Source organism: Escherichia sp. F1, from assembly GCF_046764225.1.
In the GTDB taxonomy this organism is placed as follows: domain Bacteria; phylum Pseudomonadota; class Gammaproteobacteria; order Enterobacterales; family Enterobacteriaceae; genus Escherichia; species Escherichia coli.
Genome location: NZ_CP177202.1, coordinates 3,222,772 through 3,239,910 on the forward strand (window position 1 = coordinate 3,222,772; position 17,139 = coordinate 3,239,910).

A 17,139-nucleotide genomic window follows, 5' to 3' on the forward strand; every position below is an offset into this window, starting at 1 on the left:
CCCACCGTAAACAGGCCGCTTGAGGGAAATAAGACGATGCCGCTTTACCCAGTTTAACCTGCACTTTATTCTCAACGACTTGCCTGTATTGGCTCCCTTTTAATCACTTTGCGTCGGGAAGTTATGCTGGAAAATTTGAATCTCTCTCTATTCTCTCTTATTAACGCGACGCCAGACTCTGCGCCGTGGATGATCTCGTTGGCGATTTTTATTGCTAAAGATTTGATTACCGTGGTACCGCTGCTGGCCGCAGTACTTTGGTTGTGGGGGCTTACAGCACAACGGCAACTGGTGATAAAAATCGCTATCGCGCTGGCGGTCAGCCTGTTTGTGTCCTGGACGATGGGGCATCTTTTTCCGCACGACCGACCCTTTGTCGAAAATATCGGCTATAACTTCCTGCATCATGCGGCGGATGACTCATTCCCGAGCGATCACGGTACGGTGATTTTCACCTTTGCACTGGCATTTTTATGCTGGCATCGCCTGTGGTCCGGCTCACTTTTAATGGTGCTGGCCGTCGTCATTGCCTGGTCGCGCGTTTATCTTGGCGTCCACTGGCCGCTGGATATGCTCGGTGGATTGCTGGCAGGTATGATTGGCTGTCTTAGCGCCCAGATTATCTGGCAAGCGATGGGGCATAAACTCTATCAACGTCTGCAATCGTGGTATCGTTTCTGTTTTGCATTACCGATCCGCAAAGGCTGGGTGCGTGACTGATCTCTGTTAAAAAGTGTAGTATTGAGCGGCTCGCTTCAATAACTATTCAGAGGGATTATGGAAACACGTCGCGAAGAGCGTATCGGGCAGCTGCTGCAAGAATTAAAACGCAGCGATAAGTTACATCTTAAAGACGCCGCCGCCCTGCTTGGGGTTTCGGAGATGACGATTCGTCGCGATCTGAACAACCACAGTGCGCCCGTCGTTTTGCTCGGCGGCTATATTGTTCTGGAACCGCGCAGCGCCAGCCATTACCTGTTAAGCGATCAAAAATCCCGCCTGGTGGAAGAAAAACGCCGGGCGGCAAAACTGGCTGCGACGCTGGTAGAACCCGATCAGACCCTCTTTTTTGACTGTGGCACCACCACGCCGTGGATTATTGAAGCGATTGATAATGAAATCCCTTTCACCGCCGTTTGTTATTCGCTAAATACCTTTCTGGCACTGAAAGAGAAACCCCATTGCCGCGCGTTTCTTTGCGGTGGTGAATTTCACGCCAGCAACGCCATTTTCAAACCCATCGATTTTCAGCAAACGCTGAATAATTTTTGCCCGGATATCGCTTTTTATTCCGCTGCGGGCGTGCATGTCAGTAAAGGCGCTACCTGCTTTAATCTTGAAGAGTTGCCGGTAAAACACTGGGCCATGTCGATGGCGCAAAAGCATGTGCTGGTTGTCGACCACAGTAAATTTGGCAAGGTGCGTCCGGCGCGCATGGGTGACCTGAAACGCTTTGATATTGTTGTGAGCGATTGTTGCCCGGAAGATGAGTATGTGAAGTACGCGCAGACGCAGCGTATTAAGTTGATGTATTAACAACGAATAACCGGATGACGTTTCGCGCCATCCGGCTATCAGAAGATTAAGAGAACCAGCTGCCGAACCACTGATGGAATTTCATCATCACGAAATCCCACATCCGACCAAAGAATCCGCCCTCTTCCACATTTTCCATCACGATCAGCGGACGCTGCTCAATGGATTTACCGTTAAGCTGGAAATCAATGGTCCCGACAACCTGACCTTTTTTCAGCGGTGCGGTAAGCTGCGGTTCCGTTAACGTGTAGCTCGCTTTCAGGTTTTTCAGCTGCCCACGCGGTATGGTCACTGAGCCCGCTTCGCCTGCCCCGAGATTCACTTCGCTCTTATCACCAAACCAGACGCGCTGAGTCACAAAGGTGGCATCAGGTTTAATTGGCGTCACGGTTTCAAAGAAGCGGAAACCCCAGGTCAATAATTTCTCAGACTCATTAAAACGGATACGGTCAGTTTTCGCACCCAGTACTACGGAGATCAAACGCATATCGCCCTGGGTAGCCGAAGCAACCAGATTATATCCCGCGCCTGCCGTGGTTCCTGTCTTCATGCCATCAACATTCAGATTGCTGCTCCACAGCAGACGGTTACGGTTAGGCTGACGAATTTTGTTGAAGGTGAACTCTTTCTCTTTATGAATGGCGTACTCTTCCGGCACATCGTGGATTAATGCTTTACCCAGCAATGCCATATCGCGCGCGGTACTGAACTGCCCCGGCGCATCCAGACCGTGCACCGTCTGGAAGGTAGTGTTGGTGAGACCCAGTTTTTTGGCATAACCATTCATCAGACCAATAAATGACTCCTGACTCCCGGCAACGTAATCGGCCAGCGCAATACAGGCGTCATTACCGGACTGGATAATCACACCTTTGTTCAGGTCTGCCACCGAAACCTGATCGCCCGGTTTAAGGAACATTACCGATGAACCACGCAGTGCCGGATTTCCCGTCGCCCAGGCATCTTTACCGACCGTCACCATATCGGTGAGTTTAATCTTATCGGCCTTAAGCGCCTGCCCAACCACATAGCTGGTCATGATTTTAGTCAGGCTCGCGGGGTCCAGTTTTTCATCCGCATTGCCTTCTGCCAGCACTTTACCGCTGGCGTAATCCATTAAAATCCATGCACGCGCATCCACGCTCGGCGCTTCAACGGTTTGTTCCGCCGCGAATGCCGTTGGGGCAAAAAGAAATAAAAATGCAGAACCCGCTGCAAGACCACGAAGGAGAGAGGAGTATTGCGTCATAAATGCCACCCGAGTATCCATTCAAAAAAAATACGTTATATCGCCGTATGATAAGTTCGGTGATTAATAACGCACACACAAACTTAAAGAAACCGTAAGTTGGTAAAGTTTTTAAAGTTTATGCAATATCCTGCCGCTTCGCTGCTTCTGGTGTCATTTTTTTGCCAGCTGTTGCTTAAAAGTTAACTTTACTTCACCATCGGAGTCCTGTTCAGCCTGTGGCTGCCTGTCGGAAAAGGGGTGAGTATGATTACGCTGTGGGGTCGGAATAATTCAACCAACGTAAAAAAAGTATTGCTGACGCTCGAAGAACTGGAACTACCTTATGAGCAAATTCTCGCGGGCCGTGAGTTTGGGATAAATCACGATGCTGATTTTCTGGCGATGAACCCTAACGGGCTGGTGCCGTTGTTGCGTGACGACGAAAGTGATCTCATTCTTTGGGAATCAAACGCTATTGTCCGCTATCTGGCGGCACAGTACGGGCAAAAACGCCTGTGGATCGACTCACCGGCACGTCGTGCGGAAGCAGAAAAATGGATGGACTGGGCAAACCAGACGCTCAGTAATGCTCATCGCGGGATCCTGATGGGATTAGTCAGAACACCACCGGAAGAGCGCGATCAGGCCGCCATTGATGCCAGTTGTAAAGAGTGCGACGCCCTGTTTGCCCTGCTCGATGCGGAACTGGCAAAAGTAAAATGGTTCTCTGGCGACGAGTTTGGTGTGGGCGATATCGCTATCGCTCCGTTCATCTACAATTTGTTTAACGTTGGCCTGACCTGGACACCGCGTCCAAATCTGCAACGCTGGTATCAGCAACTCACTGAACGCCCCGCAGTGCGCAAAGTGGTGATGATTCCCGTTAGCTAATTGCGTGGGCTAACTTTAAGTAATTCCCCACTGGACTCGTCGGTGAGAACGTATAAATAACCGTCGGGTCCAGTGCGAACATCACGAATTCGCTGCCCTCTGTCCGTTAAAATACGGCCATCTTCTGTCACTTTGTCGCCGTTGACGCTCATCACAATGACATCTTTATCTTTCAGCGCGCCAATAAATAATTTTTGCTGCCACTGGGGGAATTTATCGCTGTTATAGAAGGCCATGCCGCTCACGGCGGGCGAATCTTTCCAGTAAAAAACAGGTTGCTCGGTCCCGGCGACGATCTCCCCTTTCGCTTCCGGTATCTTAAAGCCTGAATAGTTGATTCCCCAGGTTGCCAGCGGCCAGCCGTAGTTTTTGCCTTTTTGCGGGATATTAATTTCATCGCCACCGCGCGGGCCATGTTCATTCAGCCATAGTGCATTACTCCACGGATTCATCGCCATTCCTTGCGGATTACGAATGCCATAAGACCAGATCTCGGCGCGCGCACCGGATTCCTTTATAAAAGGATTATCATCCGGGATTTCGCCCTGGTCGGTCAGACGCACCAGTTTGCCCTGTAATTTATCCAGATCCTGCGCCGTCGGGCGCTGATTGTTTTCGCCCAGAGCAATAAAAAGATAACCTTTACCGTCGAATACCAGCCTCCCGCCAAAATGGTTGCCGGTAGACAGTTTTGGCATCTGGCGAAAGACGGTGCGGAAGTCGGTCACCTTTGAGAGATCATCACTTAAGCGGCCATAACCCACAGCAGTTCCGGCTTTGCCATCATCGCCAACTTCGGAATAACTTAACCAGATGCGGCGCGACTGAGCAAAATCAGGCGCTAAAACCACGTCCAGCAGACCGCCCTGCCCGTGCGCCCAAACGTCCGGCACTCCGGAAAGCGGCGCAGATAATCCTTTTCCTGCTTGCCAGTGACGCAACTCGCCGCCGCGCAGAGTGATTAACATACCGTGATTGTCGGGTAAAAAGGCCAGCGCCCAGGGATGGTCGAGTTTGTCCTGCAGTACTTCGACATTTACCGTTGCAGGAGCCGCCCAGAGAGCGGAAGAAAGACAAATAAGGGGCACAAGGAAAAAGGATTGTCGATGCATAACGCCTCCGGATTGACTCTGGCTTAAAGCGTAGTCAGTGGAGGAGATAACAAATTCATTTTTACAAAAACTTAAACATGAAGGGGGAGACGCTTTCTCCCCCTTAGTTTTCAGGCCTTCTCAAGCATGGCGTGCTTCTGCAGGCTCTGGATACTCAGCGTTAAGCTCATCAGACAATTTTCAAGCTTATCGGCGTTGACGGTAATAACAGTCGGGCAATCATGGTGCCCACTCATCAAACATACTGCGGCTGTCGCTAATGCTTCTTCAGCATGATGAAGAGCACTCCACTCTTCCTGATCCAGATGAAGATTCAACCGCAGCGATTTATCGTGCAGTTCGCGATTCAGTTTAAAAAAGTTATCTCGTAGATGATTGCTTTCGCTGACGGACATGTATCCTTTTGCCTTCCTCAGTTGCACGTATGCAGCGAGGTCAACGCGTGCGTCGATCAACCGGTTCAGCAGATCGATTCGCTGTCTGTCAACGAACATACTTCGATCCTCCTCTTTCCAGCCTTGTTGCAATTAAATAGTATGGCTATTTTTTGAGCAAAATGCTGTCCAGGATCAATTCTTCACGCCGAATTAACAAAATTTACATTTCCTTCGCCTCCGCCAGCGAATGAGATTGCGATACAAATTTTATCCAGAACTCTGTAGAATCCCTGCCCTGACCTTTCCTGTAACTGAATATTTTTTAAGCTATGAGCAAAGTAACTCCCCAGCCGAAAATCGGCTTTGTTTCCCTTGGCTGTCCGAAAAACCTTGTCGATTCAGAGCGTATTCTCACCGAACTACGCACTGAAGGTTATGACGTGGTACCGAGCTATGACGATGCGGACATGGTGATCGTCAACACCTGCGGCTTTATTGACAGCGCGGTACAAGAATCACTGGAAGCCATTGGTGAAGCGTTGAATGAAAACGGCAAGGTAATTGTGACCGGTTGTCTGGGGGCAAAAGAAGATCAGATCCGCGAAGTCCACCCGAAAGTGCTGGAAATCACCGGGCCTCATAGCTATGAGCAGGTTCTGGAGCACGTTCATCACTACGTGCCAAAACCGAAACACAACCCATTCCTGAGCCTGGTGCCAGAACAAGGCGTGAAACTGACGCCGCGTCATTATGCCTATCTGAAAATTTCTGAAGGCTGTAATCACCGCTGCACCTTCTGCATTATTCCGTCTATGCGCGGCGACCTGGTGAGCCGTCCGATTGGCGAAGTGTTAAGTGAAGCGAAACGTCTGGTAGATGCGGGCGTTAAAGAGATTCTGGTGATCTCGCAGGATACTTCCGCCTATGGCGTTGATGTTAAACATCGTACTGGCTTCCACAACGGCGAGCCGGTAAAAACCAGCATGGTCAGCCTGTGCGAACAGTTATCGAAACTGGGGATCTGGACACGTCTGCACTACGTTTACCCTTATCCGCATGTGGACGACGTCATCCCACTGATGGCAGAAGGCAAAATCCTGCCGTATCTGGACATTCCGTTGCAGCACGCCAGCCCGCGCATTCTCAAACTGATGAAGCGTCCGGGTTCTGTAGATCGCCAACTGGCGCGTATCAAACAGTGGCGCGAAATCTGCCCGGAACTGACCCTACGCTCAACCTTTATTGTCGGCTTCCCTGGCGAGACAGAAGAAGATTTCCAGATGCTACTCGACTTCCTGAAAGAAGCGCGTCTGGATCGCGTTGGCTGCTTTAAATACAGCCCGGTTGAAGGTGCAGACGCCAATGCCCTGCCTGACCAGGTTCCGGAAGAAGTGAAAGAAGAACGCTGGAACCGTTTCATGCAGCTGCAGCAGCAGATTTCCGCCGAGCGCCTGCAAGAGAAAGTGGGCCGTGAAATTCTGGTGATTATCGACGAAGTGGACGAAGAAGGCGCGATTGGTCGCAGCATGGCAGATGCACCGGAAATCGACGGCGCGGTTTATCTCAATGGTGAAACCAACGTTAAGCCGGGTGATATCCTGCGTGTGAAAGTCGAGCACGCCGATGAGTACGATTTGTGGGGTAGCCGGGTTTAATTAATTCAGGCCGGGCAAAATCATTTGTCCGGCCTGCGAATAATGATTACTGCCAGCTAATCTGAGCCCTGCCGTTTTTCTTACTCTTATACAACCGCTCATCCGCCAGCATTTTCAAGCGTTCGACGGTGGTACATTCATTGGAATGCGCTACACCGATACTGGTGCTTAAATTAATGCTTCCCACCTGGAAATGAACGATTTCTTTTAGAATCGATAGCAACTCTTCCAGCGTGCCGCCAGTATAAATCACCGCAAATTCGTCACCGCCGAAGCGGTAGACTTTACCTTTATCTACCGGGATCTGTGATTTAAGGATTTTCACCACTTTCATCAACACTTCATCGCCCAGCAAATGACCGAAGGTGTCGTTAATGTTTTTGAATTTATCGACGTCAAACAGGCACAAATAACCGCCTTTTTCCGGCAGCGCTTTTAAATCTTCGTCAAAAGATTTTCTGCCCATCGCTTTGGTCAGATCGTCCAGGAATGCCGAGTTATACATACTGTAGAGTTTTTTGACATCGGCAGCCGAAAAGAAAAGCCCGCCATCCAGTACGCGTTCAAAATGGTTATTAATAATGGCTTCTTTCTCCACAATACCACGATTAATCACTCTGCGTACCAGATAGAGGCAACTGGCACCCGATATCACTGCCACCAATGCGGCAAAGAAAATAATCAATGTACAAACCCGCAAATAAACATCTTTTTTATACGCAAATACGTACAACCCGGTCGGCAAATAGGAGAAGTGCTCCATTGCTTCCGAAACGGTGAAGATGGCGTTTTTAGCGTTATATTCATCACCGGTCACCGATTTACCGTTCTTGAACAGGGAGAACATCAGGTTCTCGCTATCCATCGCCAGCGATTTTGACAGTAAAGAAAAACGTTCCAGACCAAGCAAAAATATCAGACTACGATTGTGAGTTACCGGATAGAGGTAATAGACGAAGGTTTTACCGTCAAAAGAGATAAACCCTGTATTTTTGACATGTCGATACTTCACAACCTGCATAATATCTGCACAATAATTTTTCTCGAACTCCTTTACCTGAATACATTCGTCACTGGAAATCAGATAAGGACCGACATCGTACAAATAAGAGGGTGAAACCGAGTCGGCGTAAGCTGTGCGCAAACCAACCAACAGCTGTTCCTCCGTGGGGTTTAGCGTGTTGATGAGATCAATTGCCACGCTACGCCGATATTCAGCAATATTTGCCACCGCAAAAGCAGTATCAATAACGGACTGTTTCAGGCCATACACCCGTTCCTTTACCATTTGAGTGTAGATCCCGCAGGCAACTGCTGAAATCATGATAAAAATCAGCAGACTGACTGTAAGTACGAACTTATTGATTCTGGACATACGTAAACTACTCTTTTACTAATTTTCCACTTTTATCCCAGGCGGAGAATGGCATGGGTTTCTGGTACAGATACCCCTGAGCCTGAACACATCCTAATTTGATTAATTCACGCGCAACGTCTTCGCTCTCTACGCCTTCCGCAATCACCGGGATCCGGTTATAGCGTGCCAGATCGAAAATAATGCGCACAATTTTTCCCGCAGTACCGAAAATATCGCTGGTAAATTGTGAGTCCACTTTTATGCTATCTGGATTAATTTCATAAAAACGTTTCAGGTTTGACAAACCGGTGCCAAAGTCATCAATCGATATCCGTACCCCTTGTTTACGCAGTTGTTCAATATTGAGATAAAAATGTTCATTAATTCGCTCGATCACGGTTTCAGTGATCTCAACACAGAGGCTGTTCTCCTTCAGGCCATTTTCTTTCATGATGGTGGTAAAACGCTCATGAAAGTGTGGTTCGTTTAACTGCCAGGGCGAAACATTAATATGCAGTAAGAAATCATCCTTCAGCGACGCACGCTGGCTAAAATGTCTGAATTCACCCATTGCCGTTTTAATAATCTGATAACCCAGCTCATTGATAAACCCGATATCTTCAGCAATGGTAATGAACTTCAGCGGTGAAATGATCCCCCGCTCCGCAGACACCCAACGGCACAACGCCTCCGCGCCCAGAATGGCGCGGGTGTTAATATCAACGATCGGTTGATAGACGAGGAATAGTTCGCCAATTTCCATTGCATGGCGAATATTACGCGCAATCCAGATATTCTCTTCTATTTCGTTGAGTTTCGCGTCATCACAGAAAATAAACTCTGAGAACATATGGTCACGGATACTGGAAATCGCCAGTTTCAGTTTTTCTGCGTAACTCCAGGCGTTTTCTCCCTGCAAAGGTTCACAAATGGCAGACTTATGGATGCGCAGATTGCGGTAGCCAAAGCTGCTGTCAAAATCGTTTACCATCGCTATTTTACGGGTAAATGTCTGTACATTTTCCCGGCACAGAAGTAAATAGAGATCGGCATTAAATGTCACGATATCGCAGCATTGCGCATATTTCTCGGCAATTCGCTGACACAATTTCCTGACGATTTTATTGCGTTCATCAACACCAAACACCGCTTCCACGGCTTCCAGACCACACAGTTTGATGATCCCCACAGCCAGATACTGATTATTGTTGGACTCAATAATCGCCATATTTTTAATAAAACCGCTTTCCTGATCGTAAGAGATCAGTGAGAGCAATTTATTTGACCGTTCAATTTCGGCATCTTTCATTTCCGCGATCGAATTTTTGATGCTGATAATCTCTTTCGCATCGCCTTCGCGAATTTTCAGAGCCTCGATTTGATCCGTTGAGTCAGGCAAAAACGCCAGCGTATTAACCAGCTCTGTCATTTCAGAAAATTGCCGACGGAACACACGAGTGGTCATTAAATAAACCACCAGCAATACGATAATAATGAAAGCAAACGGCAGATAAAAAAGTTTATCTGATGCGTTCAATAAATTACCACCAGGATAATAAAAATAGATTTCGAATAATGCGTTGTTTGGCACCGCTGAAGTTTTTTCGATATATTCAGTATCGACAGAATCAATAATATTATAATTACCTTCGCTATTATAAATAATTAGTTTTTCACGAGCGAGTTGATTCTTGGCAATGATCTCATGGCCTTGTTTTAAAAATAGAACTTCATCATTAGCGCTGATTTGATCAAGATACTCGTTCAGATATCGCCAGTTCAAATCGACGTGAATTTTATCCACCGCTAACAAATCGTGATCTTTGCCGTTGATGTGTAGCGTAAAAGAGATACATTTTTTACCCGGACGATCAAAGCAATTGTATGCCGGATTCCAGCTGTTGTTAGAGTCATCTGAAGCCACCGACCATGGTCGTTTCGATGGATTAAAATCGGCAAAAATAACCCGCCCTGACTCGTCGACAAGCGGTCCATTTACTTGTTCCTGATGATAAACAACGATTTTATCATTCGCCCTCCGCGAAAAGAGATAATATTTATTATCATCAAGTACCAGTCCCACCGAGTCTAAAAATGGCATCATTTCCATTTTCAGGATCACTGCGCGTTGAATCTCCTCTGTATTTTTTAATAAATACAGTGAGTCCTTTAATGTCAGGGCCGAGCGTTCAATATCTTTAAAGAAATAGCCAACGTTTTTCTGAATAAGTTCAAAGCGGCTATCGGCACGTTTTACCGCGCGCTCCGATACCAGTTGATAGTTAATGATGAAAAAAAGACCAATAAATGACAGTGCTGCCAATAAAAATAAAATTATCAGCCTTATCTTTATCTTTTCGTATAAACTCAGCATGTTAATACATTTAACAAAATAACTATCTGAACGCTGTGCCGCTGCAAAAATTGTCCCTTGCTGCGGCTTTTTAACCAAATTACCCGATTCTACAAAATCAGCAGAAAGTTACAACACTTGCTTAGGGCAATAATTTCCTGTGAGGTGATTACCCTTTCAAGCAATATTCAAACGTAACTATCCTTTAATTTTCGGATCCAGCGCATCGCGTAAACCATCGCCCAACAAATTGAACGCCAGTACGGTCAGAAAAATAGCCAGGGCCGGAAAAACAGCGACATGCGGCGCGATAACCATATCCGCTCGTGCCTCATTGAGCATTGCTCCCCACTCTGGTGTCGGCGGCTGCGCACCGAGGCCGAGAAATGACAGGCTGGCGGCAGAGATAATCGAGGTACCGATGCGCATGGTGAAAAACACCACGATAGACGAGACGGTCCCAGGCAAGATATGACGCAATAAAATGGTCATATCGCTGGCACCAATACTGCGTGCGGACTCAATAAAGGTTTGCTGTTTCAACACCAGCGTGTTGCCGCGCACCAGTCGGGCAAACGCGGGGATGGAAAAAATGGCGACTGCAATAATCACGTTAGCAATGCCGCTTCCCAACACCGCAACAACAGCGATCGCCAGTAAAATACCCGGAAAGGCAAACAGCACATCGCAAATGCGCATGATCAGCCGATCCCACCAGCCTTCATAATATCCAGCAAGCAAGCCCAGCAACGTCCCGATCGCCGCACCGATAAACACGGCAAACACACCCGCCGCCAGTGAGATTTGCGCACCAACCAGGACACGGCTGAAAATGTCACGCCCCAGTGAATCAACGCCAAACCAGTGCTGCAAAGAAGGTCCGTTATTCAGATTGTCATAATCAAAATAATTTTCGGCGTCATAGGGAGCGATCCAGCGTGCAAAAATAGCCACCACAATCAATAAAATAACGAACAATGCGGCGGTCATCGCCATATGCTGACGGCAAAATCGTCGCCAGAATTCATGCCACGGTGTACGTACCTGGTCAGGTTTGACCAGTGGCATGGCGTTTAACACCGCCTGACGTCGCCAGTTAAATAGTCGCATCCTTACTTGTACCTGATAGCCGGGTTAATGGCGGCGTAAAGCACATCCACCACTAAGTTGATAAGAATAAATTCCAGTGAGAACAGCAGAATTTCCGCCTGAATCACCGGGTAATCGCGCATTTCTACGGAGTCAACGAGTAAGCGTCCAAGTCCGGGCCAGTTGAAAACTTTCTCCACCACGATGGAACCACCGAGCAAAAAGCCAAACTGTAAGCCCATCATGGTCACTACCGGGATCATCGCGTTGCGTAGCCCGTGTTTGAGGACAACCCAGGTTTCGCTCACCCCTTTCGCCCTCGCGGTACGCATATAATCTTCGCTTAAAACATCGACAAACGACGCGCGGGTAAAGCGCGCCATCACGGCTGCCACTGCCGCGCCGAGCGTCAGGGAGGGTAAAATGTAGTGCTGCCAACTGTCTGCTCCCACGGTAGGCAGCCAGCCCAGTTCAACGGAGAATACCTGAATTAAAAGCATCCCCAGCGCAAATGCCGGAAACGAGATCCCCGACACCGCAATGGTCATACTCAATCGATCCGGCCAACGATTACGCCAGACGGCGGCGATAATTCCCGCCGCCATACCAAATATCACCGCCCAGACCATACTGGTTATGGTCAGCCACAGCGTTGGCATAAAGCGGCTGGCAATCTCATCGCCAACCGGACGACGCGACACCATCGACAGGCCAAAATCCCCCTGCACAGCATTGCTGATATAGTGCCAGAACTGGTGATACAGCGGCTGATCCAACCCCAGCTGCTGACGCACCAGTTCTATAACCTGCGCATCAGCTTCGGGCCCGGCAATCAATCGCGCCGGATCGCCGGGCAGCATATGGACAAATAAAAACACCAGCACCGAGACGATAAACAGCGTTGGAATCAACCCCAGTAAGCGTTTGATAACGTAATTAAGCATTCCACTCCCTGCGTTGCTTATTGCAAATCCGCGTCTTCAAAGCTGAAACCGGTGTCTGGCATGATCCAAAAACCGGTCAGGTTTTTACTGTGTGCCGACACCAGTTTTTCTACCACCAGCGGGATCCACGGCGACTCTTGCCAGATGATATCCTGCGCCGCCTTATATAAACGGGTCTTTTCTGCCGGATCATTAGTTTTCAGTGCCTGAGCCAGGAAGTCATCCACCTGTTTATTGCTGTAAAACGCGGTATTAAACAGCGTCGGTGGCCAGTTTTGCGATGCAAACAGCGGCGATAGTGCCCAGTCAGCTTCGCCGGTTGAAGCCGACCAGCCAGTGTAGAACATCCTCACGCCGCTCTCTTTTTGCCCTTTACCTTCAACTTCTGCCGCCCGCTGTCCGGCATCCATCGCAGTCACCTGGGCTTTAATCCCGACCTGCGCTAACTGCTGCTGGGTAAATTGCAGCACTTTCTGCGCGGTGCTGTGGTTATGTGACGACCACAGCGTGGTACTGAAACCGTTGGGATATCCCGCCTCTTTCAGTAATTCGCGCGCTTTCACTGGATCGTAAGGCCACGGTTTATAACTTTGCGCGTAGGCGATACTCGGCGGTACCACACCAGTAGCTGGCGTTGCATAGCCCGCGAAGGCTACTTTCACCAGCGCCGGGCGGTTAATGGCGTAATTCAGCGCCTCACGGACCTTCGGGTTATCGAACGGCTTTTGCGTCACGTTCATACTGATATAACGCTGCATAATTGACGGACTGGCCATCAACTCGATATTTTTGTTTTTCTCCAGCAGTGCGGCCTGCTCGTAGGGAATGGGGAAAGCAAACTGCGCTTCACCGGTTTGCAGCATTGCCGCGCGGGTATTGTTATCCGCCACCGGACGCCAGGTTATGCTGTCCAGTTTGGGCAATCCTGGCTGCCAGTAACCCGCGAATTTTTTCACCTTCACAAAATCGGTCTGATTCCAGGTATCCAGTTCATACGGCCCGGTTCCCACTGGATGAAAACCAATCTCCTTGCCATATTTTTCCAGCGCTGCCGGCGAAATCATCGCGGTCGCCGGATGGGCAAGAATATTAATAAACGCTGAGAACGGCTGTTTGAGGGTAATCTTTACCGTTGTCGGATCGATCGCTTCCGTTTTGGCAATATTCTTATACAGGTTATAGCGTTTAAGATGATTCGCCGGATCGCTGGCCCGGTCCAGATTCGCTTTTACCGCCGCTGCGTTGAAGTCGGTGCCATCCTGGAATTTAATTCCTTCCCGCAGTTTCACGGTGTAAGTAAGGCCGTCATCGGAAACGGTATAACTCTCCGCCAGCACGTTTTTCAGTTTCATCTCTTTATCGAGACCGAACAGCCCCTGGTAAAACGATTTCGCTACGGCCTGAGATAACGTGTCATTCGCGTCATATGGATCGAGCGTGGTGAAGTTCGATCCTACCGCCACCACCACATCTTTGGCAGCGAATGCACAAGATGCCATCAACGCTGTCGCAATGCCCAGCGCCACTAACCCACTACGGTGTACAGCTCTTGCCATTTTATTCTCCGCCTGAATGTTATCTACGCATGAATGCGTATTCTGATTGTGGTTGTGCGACGTAATGCCCCGGCCCGACGCATTGCAACGAGACGGCTGCCACCTCTTCGCCACGCAGATGAATATTGCTGGGAAGATCGTCCGACAGCAGTACACGCTGCGGTCGTTGTCGGGACGGTTCAGCGACCGGAACTGCCGCCAGTAATTTACGCGTATAAGGATGCTGCGGGTTTTCGAAGACCGCGCGCCGTGGACCAATTTCAACAATTTGCCCTAGATACATCACCGCCACACGATGACTAATCCGCTCTACCACAGCCATATCGTGGGAGATAAACAGATACGCAATGCCGAAATCACGCTGGAGATCGAGCAACAAGTTGATAATCTGCCCGCGAATAGAAACATCCAGCGCCGAAACGGCTTCGTCGGCAATGATCACTTTTGGATTCAATGCCAACGCGCGAGCAATGCAGATGCGCTGGCGCTGACCGCCGGAAAACTCATGCGGGTAACGCCAGGCATGTTCAGGTAACAGGCCCACGCGCTCCAGCAACCACGCAACGCGGGCAGCCGCTTCTTTACCTGGCAATAAACCGTGTACGCGCAGCGGTTCGATAATCGAATCACCGATGGTCTGACGTGGGTCCAGCGAAGCGTAAGGGTCCTGAAAAATAAACTGAATATCGCGGCGCAATGCCTGAAGTTTGCCGGGTGACAAGGTATCGATTCGCTGACCGTTAAAGATAATTTCGCCGCCCTGCGATTCGACCAGGCGCAGCAACGCCCGCCCGGTAGTGGATTTACCGCTGCCAGACTCGCCCACCAGCGATAGCGTTTCGCCAGGCCAGAGATCAAAACTGACTTTCTCAACGGCATGCACTTCCCGCGTTACGCGATTCAACAAACCGCTGCGCAAAGGGAAACGGGTGACCAGATTACGCACCCGTAAAACAGGTTCGCCATCCACCACCGTTTTCTGCTCGATGGGTGGTTCCTGTTTCGCTGGATGTTCAAGCGATATCAATGGGAAACGTCGGGGATAATCTAACCCTTTCATCGCACCAAGTTGCGGAACAGCAGCTAACAGCGCACGGGTGTAAGGATGTTGCGGTGCATGAAAAATCTGTTCGACGCTACCCGTTTCCACCGCCTCGCCCTGATACATCACCAGTACCCGATCGGCAATCTCTGCCACCACGCCCATATCGTGAGTGATAAAGATAACGCCCATCGACATCTCTTTTTGCAATACTTTGATTAATTGCAGGATCTGCGCCTGAATAGTGACATCCAGCGCGGTGGTTGGCTCATCGGCAATCAGCACCGCCGGGCGGCATGACAGTGCCATCGCAATCATCACTCGCTGGCGCATCCCGCCAGAGAGTTGATGCGGATAACGTGAAAGAATGGTTTGTGCCTCCGGAATGCGTACCTGATCCAGCATCCGCTTCGCCTCGACCATTGCTTCTTCACGACTGGCGTTTTGATGCAGACGAATTGATTCGGCAATCTGTTCACCCACAGTAAATACCGGGTTCAGCGATGTCATCGGCTCCTGAAATATCATCGCCATATCCGCACCGCGCACATGGCGCATTTGTGCAGCGCTCTGCTCGCTAAGTTCAATCACTTCGCGACTGCGCCGCCGCAACAGCATTTGATCGCACTGCACTAAACCGCCCGCCTGTTCCAACAGGCGCATCAATGCCAGCGCAGTCACTGACTTACCGGAGCCGGATTCGCCAACAATTGCCAGCGTCTCACCGCGTTGCAGGCTAAAAGAGAGATTGCGGACCGCAGCTATTTTCTGCTGGTCCTGCATAAAGGCAATATTCAGATTTTCAACCGCCAGCACATCACCGGCATCAAGTTCATCACTGTGTGGCAACGGTGTCCCCTTTTTCACGGTAGATACCGGTGGTTGGCGTATCGCCTGCGTAGCCCCAGGCGCGATACATTCCTTCGGTGTTAAACGGTAGCGCGATATTACCTTCATGGTCGATAGCGATTAAGCCACCGCTACCGCCAAGCGCAGGGAGTTTTTCCATTACTACCCGCTCGCAGGCTTCCGCGAGACTTAATCCGCCGTAATCCATTAACGCGGCGATGTCATATGCCGCCAGCGCGCGGATGAAGACTTCGCCCGTGCCGGTACAAGAAACCGCCACACTGGCGTTATTGGCGTAGCATCCGGCACCCACTAAGGGGCTATCGCCAACTCGTCCGGGTAATTTATTGGTCATTCCGCCCGTGGACGTGGCTGCCGCCAGATTGCCGTCTAAATCCAACGCCACGGCCCCCACGGTGCCCATTTTCTGTTTTTCATCCAGTGGCGCACCGCTATGGTCGAGAACCATTGCCCCTTCCTCGCGCGCTGCCAGTAGTTGTTCATAACGCAAAGGCGTGGAGAAAATCTCCGGCGAGACGCGCTCCATGCCATGAGCAAACGCAAAATTTTCTGCCCCTTCGCCAATCATCATCACATGCGGGCTTTGCTCCATCACCAGCCGGGCGGCAAGAACCGGATTACGCAGATGACTAACGCCCGCCACCGCACCGGCTTTCAGGGTGTTACCATCCATCACACAGGCGTCCAGTTCATGGGTTTCATCACGCGTAAAGACAGCGCCAATTCCGGCGTTAAACAGTGGACACTCTTCCAGCAGACGCACCGCTTCCGTCACCACATCCAGCGCACTTTCGCCCGCTTCCAGCATTTTCTGCCCGGTTTCAACAATGGCAGACAGCGCCTCGATGTAGCGTAATTCCTGTTGCAGACTCATCTGCGCGCGGCTAATTGCACCTGCGCCGCCATGAATTGCAATGACTGCTTTGCCCATAGTATTCGTCCATTAAGGGTGGCTCGCCACTTTTGCTATAAATATCAGAATTTTTATGAATTACTCATTCAATTTTTGAATATAGAAAGATGGATATGGCATGTAAAGGCAGGAGCCAGCGCTACGCCCGAGGTGGCATACAGTCTGTGGCGTTTTTCTGACATAATAGGCAAATTCGATTTTGCCTCCGCAGGA

The 17,139-nt window shown here is 49.7% G+C and carries 14 protein-coding genes; 4 read left to right on the top strand and 10 right to left on the bottom strand.

Annotated elements, in window-relative coordinates; genetic code table 11:
• Nucleotides 1-123: 123 nt before the first annotated feature.
• Together ybjG and deoR are read left to right on the top strand one after the other, a co-directional pair.
• Nucleotides 124-720: an undecaprenyl-diphosphate phosphatase gene (ybjG, locus tag ACK8NJ_RS15685; protein WP_000892317.1), complete on the top strand. Its 597-nt coding sequence runs from the start codon at nucleotides 124-126 to the stop codon at nucleotides 718-720.
• A 57-nt stretch (nucleotides 721-777) separates the two neighbouring features.
• The gene (gene deoR, locus ACK8NJ_RS15690; RefSeq protein ID WP_000450121.1) at nucleotides 778-1,536 is read left to right on the top strand and encodes a DNA-binding transcriptional repressor DeoR; all 759 of its coding nucleotides are present in this window, start codon (nucleotides 778-780) and stop codon (nucleotides 1,534-1,536) included.
• Nucleotides 1,537-1,582: 46 nt separating this feature from the next.
• Here the strand turns inward: deoR and dacC are convergent, their stop codons facing one another.
• Entirely contained in the window at nucleotides 1,583-2,785 is a 1,203-nt protein-coding gene (dacC, locus tag ACK8NJ_RS15695) for a serine-type D-Ala-D-Ala carboxypeptidase (protein WP_000195961.1), read from the bottom strand.
• Between the two features lie 246 nt (nucleotides 2,786-3,031).
• Here dacC and gstB point away from each other — a divergent pair, with 246 nt between their 5' ends.
• Nucleotides 3,032-3,658 (top strand): glutathione S-transferase GstB, encoded by a 627-nt coding sequence (gstB, locus tag ACK8NJ_RS15700; RefSeq protein ID WP_001295292.1) that lies wholly within the window; start codon nucleotides 3,032-3,034, stop codon nucleotides 3,656-3,658.
• Here the strand turns inward: gstB and yliI are convergent.
• Together yliI and bssR are read right to left on the bottom strand one after the other, a co-directional pair.
• Nucleotides 3,655-4,770, bottom strand: coding sequence for an aldose sugar dehydrogenase YliI (gene yliI / locus ACK8NJ_RS15705; RefSeq protein ID WP_000555031.1), 1,116 nt, complete (start codon nucleotides 4,768-4,770; stop codon nucleotides 3,655-3,657). The genes gstB and yliI overlap by 4 nt on opposite strands.
• Nucleotides 4,771-4,880: 110 nt before the next feature.
• Nucleotides 4,881-5,264: a biofilm formation regulator BssR gene (bssR, locus tag ACK8NJ_RS15710; protein ID WP_000497137.1), complete on the bottom strand. Its 384-nt coding sequence runs from the start codon at nucleotides 5,262-5,264 to the stop codon at nucleotides 4,881-4,883.
• 212 nt (nucleotides 5,265-5,476) lie between these two features.
• Here bssR and rimO point away from each other — a divergent pair, with 212 nt between their 5' ends.
• On the top strand, nucleotides 5,477-6,802 hold the full coding sequence (rimO, locus tag ACK8NJ_RS15715; protein ID WP_000049367.1) for a 30S ribosomal protein S12 methylthiotransferase RimO: 1,326 nt from the start codon (nucleotides 5,477-5,479) through the stop codon (nucleotides 6,800-6,802).
• A gap of 46 nt (nucleotides 6,803-6,848) precedes the next feature.
• Here rimO and ACK8NJ_RS15720 read toward each other — a convergent pair whose 3' ends face one another.
• The 7 genes from ACK8NJ_RS15720 to iaaA form a co-directional block, all read right to left on the bottom strand.
• On the bottom strand, nucleotides 6,849-8,177 hold the full coding sequence (locus ACK8NJ_RS15720) for a GGDEF domain-containing protein (RefSeq protein WP_247840482.1): 1,329 nt from the start codon (nucleotides 8,175-8,177) through the stop codon (nucleotides 6,849-6,851).
• 7 nt (nucleotides 8,178-8,184) lie between these two features.
• The gene (locus tag ACK8NJ_RS15725) at nucleotides 8,185-10,533 is read right to left on the bottom strand and encodes a sensor domain-containing phosphodiesterase (RefSeq protein ID WP_407228071.1); all 2,349 of its coding nucleotides are present in this window, start codon (nucleotides 10,531-10,533) and stop codon (nucleotides 8,185-8,187) included.
• 177 nt (nucleotides 10,534-10,710) lie between these two features.
• On the bottom strand, nucleotides 10,711-11,622 hold the full coding sequence (gene gsiD / locus ACK8NJ_RS15730; protein ID WP_407228072.1) for a glutathione ABC transporter permease GsiD: 912 nt from the start codon (nucleotides 11,620-11,622) through the stop codon (nucleotides 10,711-10,713).
• A gap of 2 nt (nucleotides 11,623-11,624) precedes the next feature.
• Nucleotides 11,625-12,545, bottom strand: coding sequence for a glutathione ABC transporter permease GsiC (gene gsiC / locus ACK8NJ_RS15735; RefSeq protein ID WP_000936052.1), 921 nt, complete (start codon nucleotides 12,543-12,545; stop codon nucleotides 11,625-11,627).
• Between the two features lie 17 nt (nucleotides 12,546-12,562).
• Nucleotides 12,563-14,101, bottom strand: a complete 1,539-nt coding sequence (gene gsiB, locus ACK8NJ_RS15740; protein ID WP_000090158.1) for a glutathione ABC transporter substrate-binding protein GsiB — start codon at nucleotides 14,099-14,101, stop codon at nucleotides 12,563-12,565.
• A 19-nt stretch (nucleotides 14,102-14,120) separates the two neighbouring features.
• The gene (gsiA, locus tag ACK8NJ_RS15745) at nucleotides 14,121-15,992 is read right to left on the bottom strand and encodes a glutathione ABC transporter ATP-binding protein GsiA (RefSeq protein WP_085459470.1); all 1,872 of its coding nucleotides are present in this window, start codon (nucleotides 15,990-15,992) and stop codon (nucleotides 14,121-14,123) included.
• A complete protein-coding gene (gene iaaA / locus ACK8NJ_RS15750) occupies nucleotides 15,979-16,944 on the bottom strand; it encodes a beta-aspartyl-peptidase (RefSeq protein ID WP_328116955.1) in 966 nt (321 codons plus the stop codon). The genes gsiA and iaaA overlap by 14 nt, the downstream gene beginning before the upstream one ends.
• Nucleotides 16,945-17,139: the final 195 nt, after the last annotated feature.